Here is a 21,781-nt window from a genome sequence, read left to right as displayed (position 1 = left end):
TGTTGCTAATTGACAACACCACATGGAATTGAACTATTCAAATTTGAAGTTTTCAATTACATTGTATGAACACCCTTCAAGAGTATCTTCACGTTTGAATATAAGTTATTACATATATTAATTACCATCAAACTCTTGAAGAAAAGTTTTTATAGTCATTGTCAAAATAAAGAATAAATAGAAACACTGTCCGCATTCAATTTCCGCGAAATAAAAAAGTCAGCACCATCAAAAAAACCATATCTGAACAATCAAAAAAAATAACTCAAAAATGCAATGACCTCATCAATCGATGAGAATCGCATCAAATAACTTCTACAGTTATTACACGCAATAATTTGAAATAAAAATCAGGCTTTGATGAAGGCTGCCAGTTCGCAGGCTCCTGCCCGTGCGCCAAGGTAAAATGTGGCAGTGCCGGCAACACGTTGCCCCGCCACGCCACGATGGCATCCCTCCCGAAGCTGCGGAAAATCCCCCCTCCCCGCATGGCTGCAGCGCTCCTTGTCCATTCAACTTGGCAAGAAAAATCAGAATTTGCCTATACATTTATATTCAATTTCTTCTGGCTGCTTCAACAATCTTCCGATCAGCTAGAGCACGGACGTATGTAACTTGATCTTTCAAAAATCATCCCATGCGCAAAATGAGTAATATTTAAAAACAGACAAGAAACCCGGCCATCAATCGTTCAGACAGAGTCAGCCTATCGCATTGCAAATGCCAGCCATGGCGACGAAACGACAGGCTGACGCACCCAAATGGTGCACTGCGGAAGCTCACCGTCATGCCGTGCCAGCAAGTCATGTAGCGGTGCTAACGGGGCGTCAGGGGAGGCGCCACTTCGTGCGCCGAATCCGGCCGCCGACAACATCCAGGGAACAGAAAAATGGCCCGACATCCGCCCAGGCCGCGATGCAATGCGTGCAAGAAGGAGTAAAATGCCGCCTTGCGCCGCGCCACGCGGCTGCCCACTCTCCGCTAGATACGGAGCCCTGCACTTTTCGGATAGACACCATGTTGCGACTCAACGAAGTAAAACTCCCCCTCGAACACGACGAAGCGGCCCTGCCCGCCGCCATCCTGGCGCGCCTGGGCATAGCCGCCGCCGATTTGCTCGGCTTTACCGTCTTCAAACGCAGCTATGACGCGCGCAAGCGCAGCGCCGTGGTGTTGATTTACTCGCTGCATGTGGACGTCAGGAATGAAGCGGCCGTGCTGGCGCGCCTGCAGCACGATGTGCACCTGATGCCCGCGCCCGACACCGACTATAAATTCGTCGCTGGCGGCGAACAGCTGGCCGGCCACAGCACTGAACCGCGTCCCATCGTCATCGGCACGGGCCCCTGCGGCCTGTTCGTGGCGCTGATCCTGGCGCAGATGGGCTTGCGCCCCCTCATCCTGGAACGGGGCAAGCAAGTGCGCGAACGCACGGTCGACACCTTCGGCTTCTGGCGCAAGCGCGAGCTCAATCCCGAATCTAACGTGCAGTTCGGCGAAGGCGGTGCCGGCACCTTCTCGGACGGCAAGCTGTACAGCCAGATCAAGGATCCCAAGCATTACGGCCGCAAGGTGCTGACGGAATTCGTCAAGGCCGGCGCGCCCGAGGAAATCATGTATGTGAGCAAGCCGCACATCGGCACCTTCCGCCTGGTCAAGATGGTGGAAGAAATGCGCGCGAACATCGAGCAGCTGGGCGGCGAATACCGTTTCAGCAGCAAGGTGGTCGACCTCGACATCGTCCCCGGTGCCGACGGTGGCCAGGTGCGCGGCGTGGTGCTGGACAATGGCGAAACCATCGCCAGCAACCACGTCGTGCTGGCCATCGGCCACAGCGCGCGTGACACCTTCGAGATGCTGCACAAGCGCGGCGTGTACATCGAAGCGAAACCGTTCTCGATCGGATTCCGCGTGGAACACCCGCAATCGCTGATCGACAGCTGCCGCTTCGGCCCCAGCGCCGGCCACCCGATCCTGGGCGCAGCCGACTACAAGCTGGTGCACCACGCCAGCAATGGCCGTTCCGTCTACAGCTTCTGCATGTGCCCGGGCGGCACCGTGGTGGCGGCCGCCTCGGAACCGGGCCGCCTCGTGACGAACGGCATGAGCCAGTATTCGCGCAACGAGCGCAACGCCAACAGCGCCATCGTCGTCGGCATCACGCCAGCCGACTATCCGGGCGACCCGCTGGCCGGCATCGCCTTGCAGCGCGAACTGGAAGAGCGCGCGTTTGCCTTGGGCGGCGGCAACTACGATGCCCCAGGGCAATTGGTCGGCGACTTCGTCGCTGGCCGCGCCTCGACGGAATTTGGCAGCGTGGTACCGTCCTACAAGCCGGCCGTGCACTTGACGGACCTGGCCCCGTCCTTGCCCGAATACGCGATCACGGCCCTGCGTGAAGCGTTTCCGGCGTTCAACAAGCAGATCAAGGGCTACTACAAGGCCGACGCCGTGCTGACGGGCGTGGAAACACGCACGTCCTCGCCGATCCGCATCAAGCGCCGCGACGACGACCTGCAAAGCCTGAATACGCGGGGACTGTTCCCCGCCGGCGAAGGCGCCGGCTATGCGGGCGGCATCCTGTCGGCAGCCGTCGACGGCATCAAGGTGGCCGAAGCGGTGGCGCTGTCGATGGCGGCGCGCGGCTAGGTAGTCGCGCCCATGCGCACGCGGGGCAAGCCCTAAAAAAATGCCGGGCCCCGTGACGGGCCCGGCCGGTTTTCCAGCGTAGTCGATGGCGCCCCAAGGGGCGCCATCGTGCGCTTAGAAGGTGTATTTCAAGCCTCCCGAGAAGTAACGACCCACGGCGCCAGCAAAGTCCAGCGGATTGTAGGAAACCGCACCATAGGTCAGCGGATCGAGCGGAGCACGTTTGTCGAACAAGTTCTGCACCGTGCCGAACAGCTCCAACTTCTCGTTGATCTTGTAGCGGGCATTCAGGTCGACGCTGGTGAACGAAGCGAGCTCGCAACCTGCCGGCGCATCGTCGCCATTGGCGTAATGGAAAGCGCAACCATCGGGATCGTTCTTGAAGTTAGTGTTTTTCAAGGCGCCGCGGTAGTTGGCCGTGGCCGAGACGCGCAGCTTGCTGAGCTCCCAGGTCAAGCCCAGGTTGACGCGGTTGTCCGGCGTTCCCATGCAGTTGCTCACATCGCAATTGCCGTGGGTACCAGCAAAGTCACGCGAGCTGCCGTCCTTTTCCGTGCGCGTGAAAGTGAACAGGTGCGTCCACTTTGCATCGAAAGTCAGCTTGCCATAACCTGCGCCCAGGTCGAAGCCTTGACGGAAGTCCAGGTCGACGCCCCGTACCTTGGTCTGGGCCGAGTTCACGTAGTTCGCCAGCACTGCTGTGATGGCGCCCGGGTCGCCAGCAATACCTGCCTGCGCGGTCGAGGGATCGCGCGCCACATGGCCGGCGGCAATCGCCGCGTCCGTCTGTTCTTGGTTGATCTCGTTGGTACGCTTGATCTGCCAGAAGTCCACCGTCAGATTTGTCTTAGGCAATGGATCCCACACGAAGCCGATATTCGAGCTTTTCGATTTTTCCGGCGACAAAGCGGGGTTCGGCGAGGTAATGATGGCAATGGAAGCGGCCGAGCAAGCGGTGGTGACGCCGAGGGCGCAACGCAACGGATCGCTGGCCGACGAAAATGCCGCCAGGCCACCCTTGCCGTTTTCCGCCGCGCTCGGTGCACGGAAGCCCTTGGCGAACGAACCGCGCACGGCGAATTCCTTGACCGGATTCCATTTCAACCCTACCTTCGGCGTATAGGCATTGCCGACATCGGAAAAATGGTCGGCGCGAATGGCGCCCGACAGCTCGACGCCCTTCCATACCGGCGCCACCAGCTCCGTGTAGGCGGCCGTCACACTGCGGCTGCCTTCGTAAGCCGAATACCCCAGGCCGACAATATTGCCCTTGTCGGTGCCCGCTGTTGGCGCCAGTTCTGTCGATTCGTGACGATACTCCGCACCGACGGCGATACCGAGAGCGCCGCCTGGCAGCGCCATCAGCTCGCGCGATGCCTTGAAGTCGATCTGCGACATTTTGGTCGTCGCATCGTTGGAGATCGTCGGTGCCAGCGCAGCGTACAAGGCAGCCGAATTCAAACCCGCATTTTCGCCGATGCGCCAGTAGCTGCCTGCTGGCAAAGCTGCGTAGGCCGGGTTGCTCCCCGCGGCAGCCACATTCGCGGCCGTCGGGTTCAGCAGCGCAAACATCACGTCACGCTGCAGATAGCCGGAACGGTCATTGGACACCTTGTTTTGCGAGTACAGCAAGGCCGTATCGAAATCCCATCCGGCGACGCTGCCTTTCAGGCCCGTGACAAAGCGGGTGAACGTCGAATCGATATTGCTGACGCGAGGACCGACATCGGCCGCCAGGTAGCGAAAGCGCGCGGCTGTCCCAAAATACGGATTGTCAGGATGGCTGGCGCCTAAGGCCACGGCCGCATTGCTGACCGGACCGCCCGGGTAGCCGACGCTGCCGCTGATACCGGACGGCGTCGTGGACGAAGACGATTTGCTGGTGAAATAGTTCGCTTCGGCATACGCCTGCACGCCCTGATTGAGCTGGAAGGTCCCGCGCAAGAAGACATTGCCAGTTTCCTGGCTCGGCTGCATCTGGCTGTACAGTTGCGCCGCATCGATCAGGCAACCGCCACCTGGATCGCCTTGTGGATGGTTGGTGAAGGTGGAGCACGCAGCACCGGGAAAGGTCCGCGTAAAGCCGACGCCATTCAAGGCACCGCGGTTGTAGTAATCAAGCGTTGTCGGATTGCGCACGTTGCCGTTGATGGCACTGCCCGCAGCATTGTTGCCCGTAATGGCTCCCGTACCGCCGAGCGCCTGTTGCGCATCAAATCCGTAATTGCGTAAATCCGAAGCGCCAATATAGCCACGGCCGGAGCGGTCACGGTTCCAGACGGCATTTTTCTTGCCATACTCAGCACTCATGACCACGTTGTACCTGTCAGTGACGATATCACCAAAGCCATGCGTCACGGCCAGGCGCACATCGGCACCATCGCTATAACCAGTCTGTCCATAGCTGGCTTTCAGGGTCGTTCCCTGAAAATCACTGCGCAGAATGATATTCACCACGCCAGCGATGGCATCGGAACCGTAAATAGCCGAAGCCCCGTCCTTCAGAATCTCGACGCGTTCGACAGCATCGGCGGGAATGATATTCAGATCAGAAAAGACCTTTTGGCCATCGTCGGCTAGCCCGTATGGCGCGATACGGCGACCATTGAGCAAAACCAGCGTGGAAGCGGTGCCCAGGCCGCGCAGGGAAATACCCGATGCGCCGGCAGCAAAGCCATTGCCGAAGCTGGTAGGAACCGACCCTTGGTTATCGACTGCCAGCGTCTGGAGCAATTCCGCTACTGTCGATTTGCCCGATTTTTCGATATCTGCCCGGCTCAGGGTTTGAACAGGAGAGACACCTTCCGCCTGCGCACGACGAATATTCGACCCGGTGATCTCCACCCGTTGTACGGTAGGAGAGGCAGGTGCGGTCTCTTGTGCAAGTGCTGGCTGAGCCAGCACGCCAATGGCAATCCCTGAAAACATCAGGCGCACAGAGCGAGATAATACGGTTTCGTTAAGCATTGTTGTATCCTTGAATAAAGCAAATTTAAGAAAACCGTCATCGTTTGGATGAGGTTAATACATTGCAAATCCAACTATCCGTCTAGCTCAGCCTTCAAAACTGCATACCCGGCGACAGGCACCAAAACAGCTCGGGCGTGGCCTGCGACATCCTGCCAACCCCGCTACAAATTTACTAATACTTTGTTACAAGCTGAGAAATTTCATCAAAACATGACGTAAATTCAGTGTCAATATTTGAATTTCCAATTCATACATAGAAACAACACTCGCGACCGTTTTCACAAACATGCCTGCGCATCTTTGACGAACAATGCCTTTTGATAATAAATTTAAGAGAGGGGAAGGATGGCGGACCTGACGACGCAGGCGCGGTCAGCTGGCCAGCGGCAGCCTGATCTGTATATGACAGCCGGGCGTGCTGTCGATGGCACACACCTGGCCGCCCAGCTGCTGCACGATGGTGTAGACGATGTGCATGCCCAGGCCGGAGCCGCCCTGGCCACGCTTGGTGGTGAAAAACGGTTCAAACATGTGTTCGCGCACGGCCGGCGCCAAGCCGATGCCGTCGTCGGAAAATTCCAGCAGCAGCCAGCGCAAGGCCGCGTCATCGCCGTCCGCCTCGATGCGCGCGCGTATCGTGATGCGCCCTGGCCCGCCCTGCGGATAGCCATGGCGGGCGCTGTTCATCAGCAGGTTCGACAGGATTTGCGACAGCTTGCCGGCCGCCAGGCGCACCTGGCAATCGGGCGCAATATCGAGTTCCACACCCAGCGCCGCCTTGCGCAGTTCCGGGCTGTGCGCCGACACCAGGCCGTGCACATAGTCGTGCAGGGCCAGGTCGGCCACGTATTCGCTGACCTGATCCACGGCCAGCTGCTTGAAATTGCCGATCAGGTCGGCAGCGCGCGCCAGGTTGCGCTCGATCAAGGCGGCCGCACCTTTCAAGGATTCGGCAATGTCGATCAGTTCGGCGCGGCTGACCTTGGCACCGCCCAGCAGCTGCACCAGCTGGTCGGCATAGCTGCCCATGCTCGACGCCGCCGTCAGCGCCACGCCGATGGGCGTGTTGACCTCATGCGAGACCCCGGCCACCAGCGAACCGAGGGCCGCCATCTGCTCCTGCTCGATCAGGTTGGCTTGCGCCGCCAGCAGCGATTCGGTGCGCACGCGCACGATTTCTTCCAGCTGCTGGGTGCGTTCCTGATGCTGCAGCTCGGCCGCGCCGCGCGCCGAAAAGATCGACAGCAGCAACAGCGCCAGCAAGCGCTTGTTTTCATCGATGGGACGCGTGTCGATGGCCGACAGGATGCCCAGGGTCTTGCCGTCGGTATCGATCAGCGGCATGCCGACATAGCTTTCCGCCCGCATGTCGACGAGGAGGGTATCGAATGGAAAGCGACGCTGGATGTCGCTGCCATGAAAACACATGCTCTGGCAGGTCACGTCCTGGCAAGGCGTGTGCTGCAGGCTGTATTCGATATTCGGCTGGTAGCCGTCGCCGCCCCACAGGGCCAGGGTGCGGATGCCTTCGCTGCCATCTTCCAGGCGCACCAGGCGCCCGGCGATCACATAGTGCACGTCGAGCGCTTCGGCCAGGTCCTTGACGAGGATGCGCAGGAAGTCGTCGCCCCGGGCGTGCGCCGTCGAGGCGGTAATCGAGCGCAGGGCCGCTTCCGCCAGGGTGCGCCGCTGCTCGGCATCGAACAGGGGTTCTTGCGAATTCACATCAAACAACGGAATACTCATGAATGCTCCTGCACGGCACCGGAAGCGCAGGCACACCTGCCGGCGCGGCGACTCTCAGCCATGGCCCGCCCCAGCGGACCTGCCGCGATTGTACCCCTGGCTATTGCTTAATAATACAGATACACAGGAATTTTTTACAGCCAGCCGGAACGCTTGAACAAGTAATACATATAACCGCAGACACAGCTCATCACTGCCACGGCGGCCGGATAACCGTAATGCCAGTCCAGCTCCGGCATGAACTTGAAATTCATGCCCCAGATGCCCGCAAACGCCGTAAATACGGCGAAAATAGCGGCCCAGGCCGCCAACTGCTTGTTCACTTCGCTCTCGTCGATGGCCACCATCGACAGATTCACCTGGATGGCCGTGCTGATCGTGTCGCGGATGGTGTCGAGCGTGCCGTTGATGCGCGCCAGATGGTCGTGCACGTCGCGGAAATACTCCTGGGTATCGTGGCACAGCGGCGGCACCCTCCCGCCGTGCAGCTTGCCCACTGCTTCCATCAGGGGCGCCACCACGTGGCGCAAGACCATGACCTTGCGTTTCAACTGGTACAGCCGTTCGATATTGTCGCGCTCGGTGCCACGGTCGAAGATGCGGTCCTCGATCAGTTCCAGCTCCGATTCCAGCGCGTCGAGGACAGGAAAATAACGGTCGACGACGGCGTCCATCAGCGCGTACAGCACGAAGGCCGAGCCCTGGCGCAGCAAGTGCGGTTCGCGCTCGGCACGCGCGCGGACACCGAGGAAACCTTGCGAGCTGTTGCTGCGCGATGAGAGCACGTAATTGGCGCCGACAAAAATGTCGACTTCGCCCAGCACCAGTTCGTTCTCGACCATTTCCACGGTTTTCACGACGGCAAACAGGGAATCGCCATATTCCTCGATCTTCGGCCGCTGGTGGCCCCGCTGCGCGTCTTCCACCGCCAGTTCGTGCAGGCAAAACTCGTGCTGCATCTGTTTCAGTTCGTCCGGCGTGGCGTCGAGCAGGGCGACCCAGACGAAACAATCGGGGCGCTCGACGTAATCGCTGATGTCGTCGATCGGCAAGTCGGCCAGTTTTTTGCCATCCTGGTAGGCCACGCAGTTAATCAGCATACAGTTCCACAATGAAAGTTAAGACCGGACGAAACAGTCCGGCAGGCGCCAGCTTACCTTATCGCCTGCAGTGCGTGTTGTGGCGTGCAAGGGACGCCGTGCGGAAAAGCGGACGGAGCGGACGCTCCGTCCGGAAGACAGATCAATCGTCCTTGGCGCCGTCGATGCCCAGTTCGGAGATCTTGCGGGTGATGGTGTTGCGGCCGATACCCAGACGCACGGCGGCGTCGTTCTTGCGTCCGTGCGTATGCTTGAGCGCCGTCTTGATCAGGGCTGACTCGAATTGCCGCCCCAGCACGGCCATGACTTCCTGCTGCCCCGCGCCCAGCATGCCCGCCGCCTGCAATTCCAGCAAGCCGATCCAGCCCGGCGGCGCGCCGTTGGCAGGCGCGGCCGCTTCGAAGACCTGGCCGCCATGCGCATGAGCAACATTTGCTGGCGCCACGTCAGCGGATGCCACCGTGGCAGCGCCATCGCCCTGCCCCTGCGTCAATTCCAGCGGCAAGTCCTTGATTTCCACCGTCTGGCCCGGCGCCATGACGGTGATCCAGTTACACAAGTTTTCCAGCTGGCGCACATTGCCGGGCAAATCGAGGCTGCTGAGGAACTGCATCGTCGGCTCGCTCATGCGTTTGGCTTCCACGCCCAGCTGACGCGCGCTTTGCACCAGGAAGTGGCGCACCAGGATGGGGATATCCTCGCGCCGCTCCCTCAAACTGGGCAAACGCAGCCGGATCACGTTCAGGCGGTGATACAAGTCTTCGCGGAACAGGCCGTCGCGCACGCGTTGCTCGAGGTTCTGGTGCGTGGCCGTAATGACGCGCACGTTCGCCTTCATGGGCTGATGGCCGCCGACACGATAGAAATGGCCGTCGGACAATACGCGCAGCAAGCGCGTCTGCAGGTCGAACGGCATGTCGCCGATTTCATCGAGGAACAAGGTGCCGTTCTCGGCTTGCTCGAAGCGGCCGCGGCGCGTCGTCTGCGCGCCCGTAAACGCCCCGCGCTCGTGACCAAACAGTTCGGACTCGAGCAAATCCTTCGGGATCGCCGCCGTATTGAGGGCAATGAAAGGCTGCGCCGCGCGCGGGCTGTGCTTGTGCAGCGCGCGCGCCACGAGTTCCTTGCCGGATCCGGATTCACCCGTGATCAGCACGGTGACATTCGATTGCGACAGCCGGCCGATGGCGCGGAAGACTTCCTGCATGGCCGGCGCCTGGCCGAGGATTTCCGGCGTTTCCGACGGGCCCGACTCGACGCTCGTCTCGCGCAGGCTTTCTTCCAGCGCGCGGCGGATCAGCTCGACAGCCTTGTCGATATCGAACGGTTTGGCCAGGTACTCGAAGGCGCCGCCCTGGAAGGCTGCGACGGCCGAATCGAGGTCGGAAAAGGCCGTGATGATGATGACCGGCAAGCCGGGAAAGCGCGACTTGACCGTCTGCAGCAATTCCAGGCCGGACGCGCCCGGCATGCGGATATCGGACACGAGCACTTGCGGCGTGTCAAATTCCAGTGCGGCGATGGCGTCGCGCGCATTGGCAAAACTCTTGGTGGCGAGATTTTCCCGCGCCAGGGCTTTTTCCAGCACCCAGCGGATTGATTCGTCGTCGTCAACTATCCAGATTGGCTTCATTAGTGTGTGCGTCCCGCAATGGATTTCATGGGTGGGATACCGCCTCGCTTATGGCAAGGGTAGAACGATCCTGAAATCGGTGTATCCAGGCCGGCTTTCGCACTCGATCACGCCCAGGTGCTGCTGCACGAAGGTTTGCGCCAAGGTCAGTCCCAGTCCGCTGCCGCCTTCCCTGCCCGACACCAGCGGGTAGAAAATCCGGTCGCGGATCTGGGGTGCGATGCCCGGTCCATTGTCAATGATATGCAAGTCTAATGCCAGGCCGTAACGGACCTTGGCCAGGGTTACCTGGCGCGCCACGCGCGTCTTGAAAATCAGCTCCGCGTCGCCCGCCTCGATGCGCTCGGCCAGGGCTTGCGCCGCGTTGTGCGCGATATTGAGCACGGTTTGTATCAATTGCTCCTTGTCGCCGCGAAACTCGGGAATCGACGCGTCGTAATCGCGCGAAATGGTCAGGCCGCTGGGGAATTCGGCCAGGATCAGGCTGCGGACCCGTTCGCACACTTCGTGGATATTCACGTCGCCCACGATATGCGGGCGGCGGTGCGGCGCCAGCAGGCGGTCGACCAGGGTTTGCAGACGGTCCGCTTCCTTGATGATGACTTGCGTGTATTCGCGCAGCTCGCTCAAGTGCAGGGCCGGCAATTCCAGCTCCAGCAGCTGGGCCGCGCCGCGGATGCCGCCCAGCGGGTTCTTGATTTCATGCGCCAGATTGCGGATCAGCTCCTTGTTGACCTGGCTCTGGTCGAGGATGCGCTCCTCGCGGTCGAGTTTTAATTGCTGCACGTTTTCGCGCAGTTCGATCAACACGCCGTCGCGCGGCGCGTCGAGCGCGCTGACGATGCTGTGCACGCGCAGCGGCTCGCGTCCCAGGCGCTCCAGGCTCAGGTCCTGGCGCAGGTCGGAAAACTTGTGTTCGAGCGCCTGCGCGCAAATGCCGGCCAGCTCCTCGGGATTGAGGAACAGCGCCGTCAGCTTTTGCCGCGACAAGGCCTTCAATGAGCTTTCCAGCAAGTTTTCCGCCGCCGCGTTGGCATAGCTGATGCGGCCGTCGCCATCGAGCAGGATCACGGCCGAGGCCAGCAAATCAAGGCCGGCCAGGTGGGCGGGACGGCTGGAATGGTTGTCTAGTGTCATATGCTTTACCGAATATTCGCGATCTCGCGTTTCAGGGCCTCGACGTTCTGCTGTGTCCGGCCAATGTTGTCCTTCAACTGCGCCACCCGTTCTTGGTATTTCGCATAGTTACGCTCATTGCCCTGGCGTTCGGGCTGGCCACCGTTGAATTCCAGGCGCTGCGCCGCCAGTTTCTGCTCTTCGCTACGCAATTCGTCCTGCAGGATCTGGCGCCGGTCCAGGTCGCGCGCGCGCTGCTCGGCGCCATCGACCTTGGGAAACGCGCCAGCGGCAGGCGCCGCCGTGGCCACCGCCTGTGTGGCGGGCCGGGCCGGCGCGCCGGCCAGCGGCGCCGTCTTGCGTGGCGGCTCCGTCATGGCGCCCGGCAAATCGAGCAACTGGCAATGTGCGCCAGCCCGCTTGTCCGTGTACGTCTTGTGTCCTTGCGCATCGGCGCACACATACAACTGCCCGTGCGCCTGTGCCGCCGCGCCCAGCAATCCTGCCATCAGCGCCATTCTGTAATGCTTGGTCAATCTTCACTCCTGTCAGCACATGCCGTATCAATCCTTGGCCGACTATACAACACCGTACTGTCACCGCCTTGGCGTACAGCATAAAAAAACGCGGGCAAGACCATCGCCTCACCCGCGTTTTTTATTCACTACCGGCACATTGCCGGCGTGGCGCCATTACAGCGAGTAGTACATGTCGAACTCGGCAGGATGCGTGGTCATGCGCATGCGCTGTACGTCCTGCATTTTCAGTTCCAGGTAAGCGTCGATCATCGAATCGCTGAACACGCCGCCACGGGTCAGGAACTCGCGGTCCTTGTCCAGTGCGTCCAGAGCTTCTTCCAGCGAAGCGCACACGGTCGGGATCAGTGCGTCTTCTTCCGGCGGCAGATGGTACAGATCTTTCGAGGCGGCTTCGCCCGGATGTATCTTGTTGGCAACGCCATCCAGGCCAGCCATCAGCAGTGCGGCGAAGCACAGGTACGGGTTCGCCAGTGGATCCGGGAAGCGCGCTTCGACGCGGCGGCCTTTTGGATTGGCCACGTGCGGGATACGGATCGAGGCGGAACGGTTTTTCGCCGAGTACGCCAGTTTCACTGGGGCTTCGTAGCCTGGTACCAGACGCTTGTACGAGTTGGTGCCCGGGTTGGTGATCGCGTTCAGTGCCTTGGCGTGCTTGATGATGCCGCCGATGTAGTACAGGGCGAAATCGGACAGGCCGGCATAGCCGTCGCCAGCGAACAGGTTTTTGCCATCTTTCCATACGGATTGATGCACGTGCATGCCCGAACCGTTGTCGCCAACGATAGGTTTCGGCATGAAGGTAGCGGTCTTGCCGTAGCTGTGCGCCACGTTCCACACCACATATTTCAGGTTTTGCGTCCAGTCGGCGCGCTCGACCAGGGTCGAGAACTTGGTGCCGATTTCATTCTGGCCGGCGCCGGCGACTTCGTGATGATGTACCTCAACCGGGATGCCCAGCGATTCCAGAATCAGGCACATTTCCGAACGCATGTCCTGGAAGCTGTCCACTGGTGGCACGGGGAAGTAGCCGCCCTTGACGGTAGGACGGTGGCCGGTGTTGCCGCCTTCGATATCCTTGCCGGTCGACCACGAACCTTCGTCCGAACCGATCTTGACGAAGCAGCCCGACATGTCGATCTTCCAGCGCACGCTGTCGAAGATGAAGAATTCTGGCTCAGGGCCGAAGTAGGCGGTGTCGCCCATGCCCGACGACTTCAGGTAGGCTTCGGCGCGTTTCGCGATCGAGCGCGGGTCGCGGTCGTAGCCCTTGCCGTCCGACGGTTCGATCACGTCGCACTGCATGAACAAGGTCGTTTCTTCCATGAACGGGTCGATATTGGCCGTGTTTGGATCCGGCAGCAAGATCATGTCGGACGCTTCAATGCCTTTCCAGCCAGCGATCGAAGAACCGTCAAAGGCGTGGCCCGACTCGAATTTGTCCATGTCGAAGTGCGACACGGGAACCGTCACGTGCTGCTCTTTACCACGGGTATCAGCAAAGCGGAAATCAACGAATTTGACTTCGTTTTCTTCTACCATCTTCAAGACTTCTGCGGCTGTCATTGCCATGCGTATCTCCTAAATGAATGTGGGGTGAGCCGACCTTAGTGCGTCTGGGCTGATGAAGCGAAGCAAACATTGCGTGCCACCAAAACTCATAGGGATCATAGCAGATTCCATGCCAGCTTCAGGAGCCCCCAGGTGCCAGCAATAAAATTACTGCCATCCCAGTGAAAGTTTTCATGCCCGCGATTTTCCTGCTGCGTTTGCGTCAAATCAAGAATGCACTAAGCAAGTGCAAAAAACGAATAACGCACCATTATCGTGCATTTTGTGCGAATTCCTGAAAAATGCCTCGTTGTGGTGCGTCGACTGTGCACCATCGTTTCCCGTTTGCGGGGCGCGAACGGCGCACTATAATCGACCATACCTGCCCACTTTCATCGAGGACGCCATGACCACCGCCGCCGACATCCTGACCACCGCCCGCAGCCGGGCCAACGAAGGTACGCCGTATGCCGGCGCCGTCACGCCGCAGGAAGCGTACGACCTGCTGCAGGGCGATGCCGCCGCCAAGCTCATCGACGTGCGCACGAATGCCGAGCGCGACTGGGTGGGCCGGGTCGACATCGCCGATACCCAGCATGGTGCGGTGCAGTGGGCCATCTACCCCGGTGGCGTGCCGAATCCCGACTTTCTCGCCCAGCTGGCCGCCCAGGCCGGCAAGGACGAGGTACTGCTGTTCCTGTGCCGCTCCGGCGTGCGTTCGCGCCACGCCGCCAAGCTGGCGACAGAGCACGGCTATATCAACTGCTTCGACATCCTCGAAGGCTTCGAGGGCGACAAGGATGCCGATGGCCATCGCAAGCAGATCGGCGGCTGGTGCAAGGCCGGACTGCCGTGGTTGGGCGCCTGACGCTGGCCGCATGACTATCTGAACAGTGTTTGATCTGGCGGGTCACCTTGCGGCCCGCCATCGGCTACAACCATCCATGCGCGCCCGATTTTTTCAAGAGCGGCGCAAATTCTCCTTGCGAACATGTACCTTATATAGTACAACGTAGAGGTGCGTCATGGATGCTTCCGGCTTGCGGCAAATTACCCTGCTGTTCTATGCGAACGGCAATGGCGGCGAACCCGTGCGCGACTGGCTCAAGTCCTTGCCAGTTGAAGAGCGCCATATGATCGGGCAGGACTTGATGCATGCGCAATGGCGCTGGCCCGTCGGCATGCCCTTGTGCCGCCACCTGGGACACGGCTTGTCGGAGGTACGCAGCAGCCTGCCCGGCAACCGCATCGCACGTGTGCTGATCTGCCACCACGGCGATTGTCTGGTGGCGCTGCACGGCTTTATCAAGAAAACCCGCGCCACGCCCGACGACGACCTGGCGCTGGCAAGGAAACGCTACAAGGAACTGACATGAACGCCACCGCACCGCACCTCGGCAGCAGTCTCGAAGACTTCCTCAAGGAAGAAGGTATCTTCGAGCAAACGCAAAACCGCGCCATCAAGGAAGTGATCGCCTGGCAACTGACGCAGGCGATGCAGGAACAAGCGATGTCGAAGACGCGCATGGCGGCCCTGCTGCAGACGAGCCGCTCGCAGCTCGACCGCCTGCTCGACCCCAGCAGCGATGTGACGCTCTCGACCCTGGAACGGGCCGCCGCGCTGGTCGGGCGCAAGCTGTCGATCACCCTCGTTTAAGTCCTCAGGCCGGCTCGCCCACCTCGGCGGCAGGATGCTCGCCCATCAAGGTCAGGATGCGCTTGCGCACGAAATTGATGTGGCTGCGCAAGCCATACAAACCATCGGCAAACGACAGGGGAATCGAGATCTGGTTGACCATCTCCTCGATCTGGTCCAGCCGTTTCAATTGCGCCGCATACACATGCGCACGCTGCTCTGGCGGCACGTCTTCCAGCGCCTGCTCCACCGTGCGCAGCTGGCCATACCAGCGGTACACCCGCGAACGGATGCGCCACACGTACAAGGGCGGCACCACGCGCGACAGCGGTAAAATCAGCGCGCCCAAGGCCACCACCAGCACCCACATGCGGTCAAAGAAATTGGCCAGCCAGAAACTCATGTAGCGCTGCAGCACGGGCGCGCCATCCTTGTAGAATTTCAGCGCTTCGGGCGCCACGGGAATTTCCGTGTAGCGCGCGGACGGGAACTGCCCCTGCTGCTGGAACCAGCCCGTGCCGCCATGGATGCCGGCCGCCGCCTGCACGAACAGGTCGATCAGGGCCGGATGCAAGTCTTCGCGCGCCACCAGGGTAGCGGTCGGTGCGATCAAATGATAATCCTGCGCGGGAATGTTCTGCCCCAGGTCGACGATGCCACGTGGCAAGACAACATGCGTGAGGAAAGGCAAGCGCCGCGTGTAGGCTTCCGCTTGCGAAAAATCAAACAGCTTGATGCCCGGCGTTTGCAGCAGCATCTGGATCAACGGCGCTTCCGGCGCCGAGCTGAACACGAGTCCGTCGATGCGCCCTTCCAGCAACTCCACCGTGGCGGGCGTGTTCTGCAAGTCGCTCACCGTCAATTCCTTCGCTTCGACGCCATTCACAGACAGCAACTGCCGGAACAGACCGGGCACGCCCGTGCCTTCCGGTCCCAGGTTGATCTTCAGGCCCTTCAATTGCGTCAGCTCCGTCACGGCCTTGTCTTCGCGCATGAAGAGCCAGACGGGTTCCGTAAACAGGCTGCCCAAGGAAATCAAGCCGTGGCGCTCGGCATCGTCGTGTTCCGTCGAGCCGCTTTGCACGAAAGCAATATCGGTCTTGCCCGTGTTCAGGCGCTGCAGGTTTTCCTGCGAGCCCAGCGACGGCTGCAAGGTCACCTTGATGCCGTGTTTGGCCAGGGTGGCCGCATATTTCTTTCCGAACTCTTCATAGGCGCTATTGTCCTGCCCCGTCGACAGGCTCACCTGGCGTGGCGGCGCCGGGTCGACCAGCCAGTAAGCGAGCGCGCAAAATGCGCCGACCAGCAGCAAGGTGGGACCGGCGGTGGCGAGGAAATCGCGCACGGAAAAGCGGCTGAACGCGAGGATTTTGGACATGTGGTGGCGCATAGGTTTCATGGGTGGCTACGATGCCAAGAAAACCTCAACTATGCAAGGCACTTTCGCAGGCGCGGCGTGGCCAAATCCGCTACAGTGGCAGATCAACCACCTGCCTTCTGGAGCCCCGTATGCTGAAAATTCTTGGAAAAGCCGCCTCGATCAATGTCCGCAAAGTCCTGTGGACGTGCGAGGAACTCGACCTGCCCTACGAACGCGAAGACTGGGGCAGCGGCTTTCGCGCCACGGACGACCCGGCCTTCCTGGCCCTGAACCCGAACGCCATGGTGCCCGTGCTGCTCGATGGCGACCTGGTGCTGTGGGAGTCGAACACGATATGCCGCTACCTGTGCGCCCAGGCGGGCCGCGACGACTTGCTGCCAAGCACGCCCCGCGCCCGCGCGGAAGTGGAAAAATGGATGGATTGGCAAATGGGTGACCTCAACAACAGTTGGCGCTACGCCTTCATGTCGCTGGTGCGCCACAGCCCGGCGCACCAGGATGCGGCCCAGTTGGTGGCCGGTATTGCCGGATGGAACAAGATGATGGGCGTGCTGGAACAGCAGCTGCAGCGCACGGGCGCCTTCGTCTGCGGCGAAACGTTCACCCTGGCCGATATCGTGCTGGGCCTGTCCATCAAGCGCTGGCTGATGGCGCCGATGCAGCGCCCCGACTATCCGGCCATCGCCGCCTACCACGCGCGCCTGGAAGATAAAACGGCCGTGTTTGCCGGTTAGTCCAGTTCGATTGCCTCGACCGTGCCGCCGATGACATAGCAATCGCCATCGCGGCGCACCTCATCCAGGGTCGCCGGGTCATCGTGCGTGTAGGTGCCGTCGATATCCACGCACCACACATCGCCGAAACGCAGCAGCTTCACGCCGCAGCAGATACGGTTGATGAAGTTGCCCGGCGTCCTGACCAGCACTTCGCGCACCGCGCCCACCGTGATGGCGACTTTGCGCCAGACATTGCCTTCCAGCCCATGATTTCTTGCGTACAAGACGATGCGTACGGCCTGCACGCCCCGTGGCTGGTACAGTTGCTCGATGGAAACAAGCTCGCCATCGTCGAAACGGTGGTATTGCGCAAAGATTTGCTGCGTTTGTTCCATAGGTGCTTTCTCCTCAGCAAAAAAAAACCGGCCCGCGAAGGCCGGCTTTTAGTTGCAGCAACGATTTAATTCGTACATTGCTTCGCCACGCCTTCGGCCGGCGCGGGCGGCTCGATCAGCGGCATCAGGCTCGGCGCCAGCGACACCAGCAGTTGCACGGGCAAGGCGCTGGTGAAATCGTAGTTTTTCGATTCCGGCCCGCGCACATACGCCGTCATGCTGCCATAGAAGCGCTCGCCGATATTGAAGACGAACGTGGCCGAACGGTTCACATAGCGCGACTCGATCAGGCGGCCACCGGCGCCATACACGTCGAAACGCTGGTCGCCCGTACCCGTCTTGCCGCCCATGGGGATCGGCACGCCGTCGGCGCCGACAAATGCCGTCTTCGCCCGTTTCGCCGTACCGTCCGACACCACTTCGCGGATGGCCTTGGCGACGGCGCGTGCCACGTCCGGCGACAGCACCTGCTCCGCTTCCACCTTCGTGCCCCGCTTGACCATGGTGTCATACGGCGTGTTGGCGGCAAAATGCATGGAATCGATGCGCACGCTCGGTTTGCGCACGCCATCGTTGATGATGATGCCCATCAACTCGGCCAGCGCGGCAGGGCGGTCAGCCGAGGCGCCCAAGGTCGTCGCGTAAGACGGCACGAGCGAGTCGAACGGATAGCCCATCTTCTTCCACTGGCGGTGGATTTCCAGGAAACCTTCCACTTCCAGCAAGTTGGCGATGCGGCGGTCCTGCGCATGCTTGCGGTGCGTATTGAACAGCCATTTATAGACTTCCTGGCGTTCCTTCTCGCTGGCCGCCACCATCTGCGACAGGGTGGAGCCTTCATGCTGGCGCAGGTACGCCACCATCCACAGTTCCAGCGGATGCACGTTGGCCAGATAGCCGCGGTCGGCCAAGGACCAGTTTTCCATCGCGTACTGCTGGTACATCTTGGCGACGCGCTCGGGCGGTACTTCGTTTTGCGACGTCAAGTTGGCATTGAGGAAATCGCCGAATTCCGCGACGGTTCCCTTCGGATTGACGGTGCGGAAGATATTTGCCAGGCGCACGGGCGTCGGGCGGATGCTGGCCAACAGGATTTTTTCCTGCTCGTCGACGCTCTTGCCGCGGTACTTCTGATAGAAGCGGTGCAGGAATTCGCGCCCTTCCTTGTCGGCAAAACGGCTCAGGTACTGGGCGCGGCGCGGATCGTCCGCGTCCGCCAGCAGCGAGGCCGAGGAATCGGGACGCGAGAACATGTAGTAGCGGGCCACGTCGCGCATCAGGCGCACGAACACCAGGTTGGTCGACTGGCGCAGCGCCTGCTGCACCGTCATGATGCGGCTGTCGTCGAGCTTGGAGAAGTTGCCGAAATGATGCAAGCCGCCACCCGTGAAGAAGCCTTCGCCCGGGTTGCCCGAATATTTGCGTTCCATGGCGGCCGCCAGCATGGAGGGCAGGTTGCGCGCCTCGCCGAGTGCCAACGGTTTCAGGTAGGCAATCGCCCACTGCGACAGCAGATCCTTCGGATCGACGGCAATCTTGCCCAGCTCGGCAGCGCCCATGCCGCTGTAACGCTGGTGCAGCTGGTCGATGATGTCCATGTACGTCACCAGGGTGCGCAGCTTGGCCGTGGAACCGAGGTCCAGCTTGGCGCCTTCGTTGATGTCGAGCGGCTGGTCGTAGTTATCGGTCTGCACGCGCAGCAAGTTGGCCTGGTCGCCCTTTTGCAGCAAGGTAAAGCTGTAGACCACGTTGGCCGGGTCGCCATTGCCCAGCATACCCTTGCCCGTCAGGCCGGCCGCTTTCGCCACTTCCGGGTCGCGCAGCTCGCGCAAGACCTTGGTGACGGCGTTTTGCGCCTGCGCGTCGAGCGTGCTGACCACTTTCAGGTCCAGGCGGTCGAGGTTGTACAAGCGCGGATCACCGAGCATGCTGGCCAGATGGTTGCGCACGGCATTCGAGGCCTTGCGCGTGACGAACGAGGTCGATGCCTCCGATTGCACGCCAGACGCCGTCGACGGGCGCAGCTTCTCGGCGATGGCCGCATTGCGCAGCTGCGGCGAGATCACGCCCGCTTGCGCCAGCAGGCGCAGATGGCTGTTGGTCAATTCTTCCAGGTCGGCGCCGCCGGCCACCAGGTAATGCGAGGGACGGCGCTGCGCGATCAGCAGGCTCAGCGCCTGCTTGTAGGCCAGCGCACTACCCGGCTGGTCCATATTACCATTGAGCAAAGTTTTCACTTCGGCAAACGGACGGCCATACCAGACCCACATGCCGTCGCCAATGCCGTTGACTTCGCCAAAACCGCTCTTTGCCGACAGCGGCACGGTATTGAGGTAATTGACGACGATCTTGCGCCGCGCTTCCATGGTGTTTTCGCCATCCTGGTAGGAGCGCAGGCTGGCCGAAATCATTTGCATCAGCTTGTCCTGCATGGAACTGGTGCGCCCGTCTTCCGAATGGCGGTACTTTTCGATCTGCGTGGCCAGGGTGCTGCCGCCGCCACCGCGGTGGCCGCCAAACAGGTTCAGCGCCTTGTCGAGAACGGCCTTGCTCAGGCGGTCCCACTCCACGGCGGGATTGCGCTCGGGCGTGCCCGGGTCCAGCAATTCACGGTTTTCGATGAACAGCAGGCTTTGCACGAGCGCGGGCGGCGCTTCGGCGAAGCCATCGAACATGCGCTCGGGATAACTGGCCGCGAACAGCGGTGCGGCGCGGCAATCGAGGATGGTCAGACCGGCGCGGTTTTTCTCGTGATACGTGGCAAAGATGCCCCGGTCGACCAGTTGCACCATTTTCGGCGACATGCGCGCCTGCGCCGTCACGGCATAGTCGCGCGCATTCAGCTTGCTAATAAAATCTGGCAAGCTGGCATAGCCGAGCCGCTCGTCATAGGGGCCGTGCTGCGGATAGCGGATGGCGCCCGCCGGTGCCGGGCCAGGCTCGACCTTGAACGCCAGCTGGCGATCCAGGCGCGTGAAAAACTCTGCCTGCAGGGCCGAGGTGCGCACTTCGCGCATGACGAACCACGCCACGCCGGCGATCAGCGCCAGCAGAATAATGGCAAAGATGGGCCAGATGCGCGAACGGCGCTTCTTCGGCGGGCTCGCCGGCGGCGGCGCCTCGGCAGCTGGATCAGAAGGGGGCCGCTCTTGCGCGGCCAGATTGACGCCTGTGTCTTTCATGGGATGCTGGGATAAGGTTGGGTTTGGACGGCGCGGGAAATGCGGTAGCGATACCGCTCCGCGCGGGATAAGACGAGGGCCAGCCAGGGCCGGTCACAACAAAGCTTGCTTAACATGATGTCCATACCGGTGAATCAAAAGAACACGTTACTGCACAGGCAGGCGACCCCGCGTTTGACACGCAAGGCCCCTGTTCACCATTCCACCACATCGGCATGAGAACGACTGACGAGCGCACACAAAAATCTTGCTTCATTGAAGATTTTCGCAAAAAAACAACGTCTTGGAATGTACGCTTGCGTACATAGATGCATGGCGGGCTGGACGCCGGCGAAAAAGCCGCCGGCGCCGGGCTGGCGGCAGCTCAGATGGTGGCGTATTCAGCCTGCAAGGTATCGAGTGCGGCGCACATCTGCGCGAAGGCGACTTCAGCCTGCGCAGGCTCGCCCTTGACACCCAGTTCGATATGCCGGCGCGTCTGCGCATCGCCCACGCTGGGCAGGCTGAATACCTTGATCAGCGGAAACTCTGCCTCCAGGCGCACCATCAGCGGCGTCAGCAGGGATTCGGCCGTTTCATACACGAGCAAGGCATGTTCCGCGTGCGGCACCTGGTTGAACAAATGGCTGTAATGCGTGTCGAGCACCCACTCGATCATGGGCCAGGACATGACGGGAAAGCCCGGCACGAAGTAATGCTCGCGCACGGCAAAGCCGGCAATCTTGTTGTACGGATTCGGAATCAGCTCGGCGCCTTCGACAAATTCCGCCATTTTCAGGCGGTGCAGGTTTTCCGGCGAGTTCAAATCGGCCGGCACGCCCGCCTCTGCTCCCATTTCCGTGATGCGTTGCTGAATATTGACCTTGCCCTGCGGATGCAGCACCAGTGGCAAGCCCAGCGCATCGGCGGCCGCCTGGCGCGTATGGTCGTCCGGCGTGGCGCCGATGCCGCCAAAGCTGAAGACGATGTCGCCGCTGGCAAAGCTGCGCTTGAGCAAGGCGACCAGGCGGGCCGGCTCGTCGCCCACGTATTCCGCCCAGCTCAGCTGCAAGCCCCGCGCCTTGAGCATTTGTACTACTTTCGGGAAATGCTGGTCCGTGCGCTTGCCCGACAGGATTTCGTCGCCGATGATGATCAATCCGATAGCCATGAAGCTCCCTCGTAGAATTC

16 protein-coding genes are annotated in these 21,781 nt (G+C 60.8%); 5 read left to right on the top strand and 11 right to left on the bottom strand.

Annotation, left to right across the window (positions count from 1 at the left end):
* Positions 1 to 1,017 precede the first annotated feature (1,017 nt).
* A complete protein-coding gene (locus CSQ93_RS19095; RefSeq protein WP_099379387.1) occupies positions 1,018 to 2,649 on the top strand; it encodes an NAD(P)/FAD-dependent oxidoreductase in 1,632 nt (543 codons plus the stop codon).
* A 114-nt stretch (positions 2,650 to 2,763) separates the two neighbouring features.
* Here CSQ93_RS19095 and CSQ93_RS19090 read toward each other — a convergent pair whose 3' ends face one another.
* From CSQ93_RS19090 to glnA, 7 genes are all read right to left on the bottom strand, one after another.
* Complete coding sequence (locus CSQ93_RS19090; RefSeq protein ID WP_099379386.1) at positions 2,764 to 5,616, bottom strand: TonB-dependent receptor; 2,853 nt, start codon at positions 5,614 to 5,616, stop codon at positions 2,764 to 2,766.
* A gap of 375 nt (positions 5,617 to 5,991) precedes the next feature.
* A complete protein-coding gene (locus CSQ93_RS19085; RefSeq protein WP_099379385.1) occupies positions 5,992 to 7,365 on the bottom strand; it encodes a GAF domain-containing sensor histidine kinase in 1,374 nt (457 codons plus the stop codon).
* Between the two features lie 134 nt (positions 7,366 to 7,499).
* Entirely contained in the window at positions 7,500 to 8,465 is a 966-nt protein-coding gene (corA, locus tag CSQ93_RS19080) for a magnesium/cobalt transporter CorA (protein WP_034760218.1), read from the bottom strand.
* A 142-nt stretch (positions 8,466 to 8,607) separates the two neighbouring features.
* Positions 8,608 to 10,098, bottom strand: a complete 1,491-nt coding sequence (gene ntrC / locus CSQ93_RS19075) for a nitrogen regulation protein NR(I) (RefSeq protein WP_099379384.1) — start codon at positions 10,096 to 10,098, stop codon at positions 8,608 to 8,610.
* A 48-nt stretch (positions 10,099 to 10,146) separates the two neighbouring features.
* Positions 10,147 to 11,235 carry a nitrogen regulation protein NR(II) gene (gene glnL, locus CSQ93_RS19070; RefSeq protein WP_035825143.1) on the bottom strand — a complete coding sequence of 363 codons (1,089 nt, stop codon included), beginning with the start codon at positions 11,233 to 11,235 and terminating at the stop codon, positions 10,147 to 10,149.
* A 5-nt stretch (positions 11,236 to 11,240) separates the two neighbouring features.
* Entirely contained in the window at positions 11,241 to 11,723 is a 483-nt protein-coding gene (locus tag CSQ93_RS19065; protein WP_099379421.1) for a DUF4124 domain-containing protein, read from the bottom strand.
* Positions 11,724 to 11,906: 183 nt separating this feature from the next.
* Entirely contained in the window at positions 11,907 to 13,322 is a 1,416-nt protein-coding gene (gene glnA / locus CSQ93_RS19060) for a type I glutamate--ammonia ligase (protein WP_099379383.1), read from the bottom strand.
* Positions 13,323 to 13,707: 385 nt separating this feature from the next.
* On the opposite strand from glnA, the gene CSQ93_RS19055 reads away from it, so the two are divergent.
* The 3 genes from CSQ93_RS19055 (at position 13,708) to CSQ93_RS19045 (ending at position 14,958) form a co-directional block, all read left to right on the top strand.
* Positions 13,708 to 14,169, top strand: coding sequence for a rhodanese-like domain-containing protein (locus tag CSQ93_RS19055; RefSeq protein ID WP_099379382.1), 462 nt, complete (start codon positions 13,708 to 13,710; stop codon positions 14,167 to 14,169).
* A 157-nt stretch (positions 14,170 to 14,326) separates the two neighbouring features.
* Entirely contained in the window at positions 14,327 to 14,677 is a 351-nt protein-coding gene (locus tag CSQ93_RS19050) for a type II toxin-antitoxin system RelE/ParE family toxin (protein WP_099379381.1), read from the top strand.
* Positions 14,674 to 14,958, top strand: coding sequence for an XRE family transcriptional regulator (locus CSQ93_RS19045; protein ID WP_099379380.1), 285 nt, complete (start codon positions 14,674 to 14,676; stop codon positions 14,956 to 14,958). The genes CSQ93_RS19050 and CSQ93_RS19045 overlap by 4 nt, the downstream gene beginning before the upstream one ends.
* A 4-nt stretch (positions 14,959 to 14,962) precedes the next feature.
* Here CSQ93_RS19045 and CSQ93_RS19040 read toward each other — a convergent pair whose 3' ends face one another.
* A complete protein-coding gene (locus CSQ93_RS19040) occupies positions 14,963 to 16,315 on the bottom strand; it encodes a TAXI family TRAP transporter solute-binding subunit (RefSeq protein ID WP_099379420.1) in 1,353 nt (450 codons plus the stop codon).
* Positions 16,316 to 16,446: 131 nt separating this feature from the next.
* On the opposite strand from CSQ93_RS19040, the gene CSQ93_RS19035 reads away from it, so the two are divergent.
* The gene (locus tag CSQ93_RS19035) at positions 16,447 to 17,052 is read left to right on the top strand and encodes a glutathione S-transferase family protein (RefSeq protein ID WP_099379379.1); all 606 of its coding nucleotides are present in this window, start codon (positions 16,447 to 16,449) and stop codon (positions 17,050 to 17,052) included.
* On the opposite strand, the gene CSQ93_RS19030 is transcribed toward CSQ93_RS19035, so the two are convergent.
* The 3 genes from CSQ93_RS19030 to CSQ93_RS19020 form a co-directional block, all read right to left on the bottom strand.
* Complete coding sequence (locus CSQ93_RS19030) at positions 17,049 to 17,429, bottom strand: hypothetical protein (protein ID WP_099379378.1); 381 nt, start codon at positions 17,427 to 17,429, stop codon at positions 17,049 to 17,051. The genes CSQ93_RS19035 and CSQ93_RS19030 overlap by 4 nt on opposite strands.
* Before the next feature lie 65 nt (positions 17,430 to 17,494).
* The gene (locus tag CSQ93_RS19025; RefSeq protein ID WP_099379377.1) at positions 17,495 to 20,611 is read right to left on the bottom strand and encodes a transglycosylase domain-containing protein; all 3,117 of its coding nucleotides are present in this window, start codon (positions 20,609 to 20,611) and stop codon (positions 17,495 to 17,497) included.
* A 364-nt stretch (positions 20,612 to 20,975) separates the two neighbouring features.
* The gene (locus tag CSQ93_RS19020) at positions 20,976 to 21,761 is read right to left on the bottom strand and encodes a competence/damage-inducible protein A (protein ID WP_099379376.1); all 786 of its coding nucleotides are present in this window, start codon (positions 21,759 to 21,761) and stop codon (positions 20,976 to 20,978) included.
* Between the last annotated feature and the right edge of the window lie 20 nt (positions 21,762 to 21,781).

Origin of the sequence: Janthinobacterium sp. BJB426 (assembly GCF_002735705.1) — a bacterium.
Taxonomy (GTDB): Bacteria; Pseudomonadota; Gammaproteobacteria; order Burkholderiales; family Burkholderiaceae_D; genus Janthinobacterium.
Note: the sequence above shows the minus strand (reverse complement) of the source record. Positions and strands in the feature narration are given on the sequence as shown.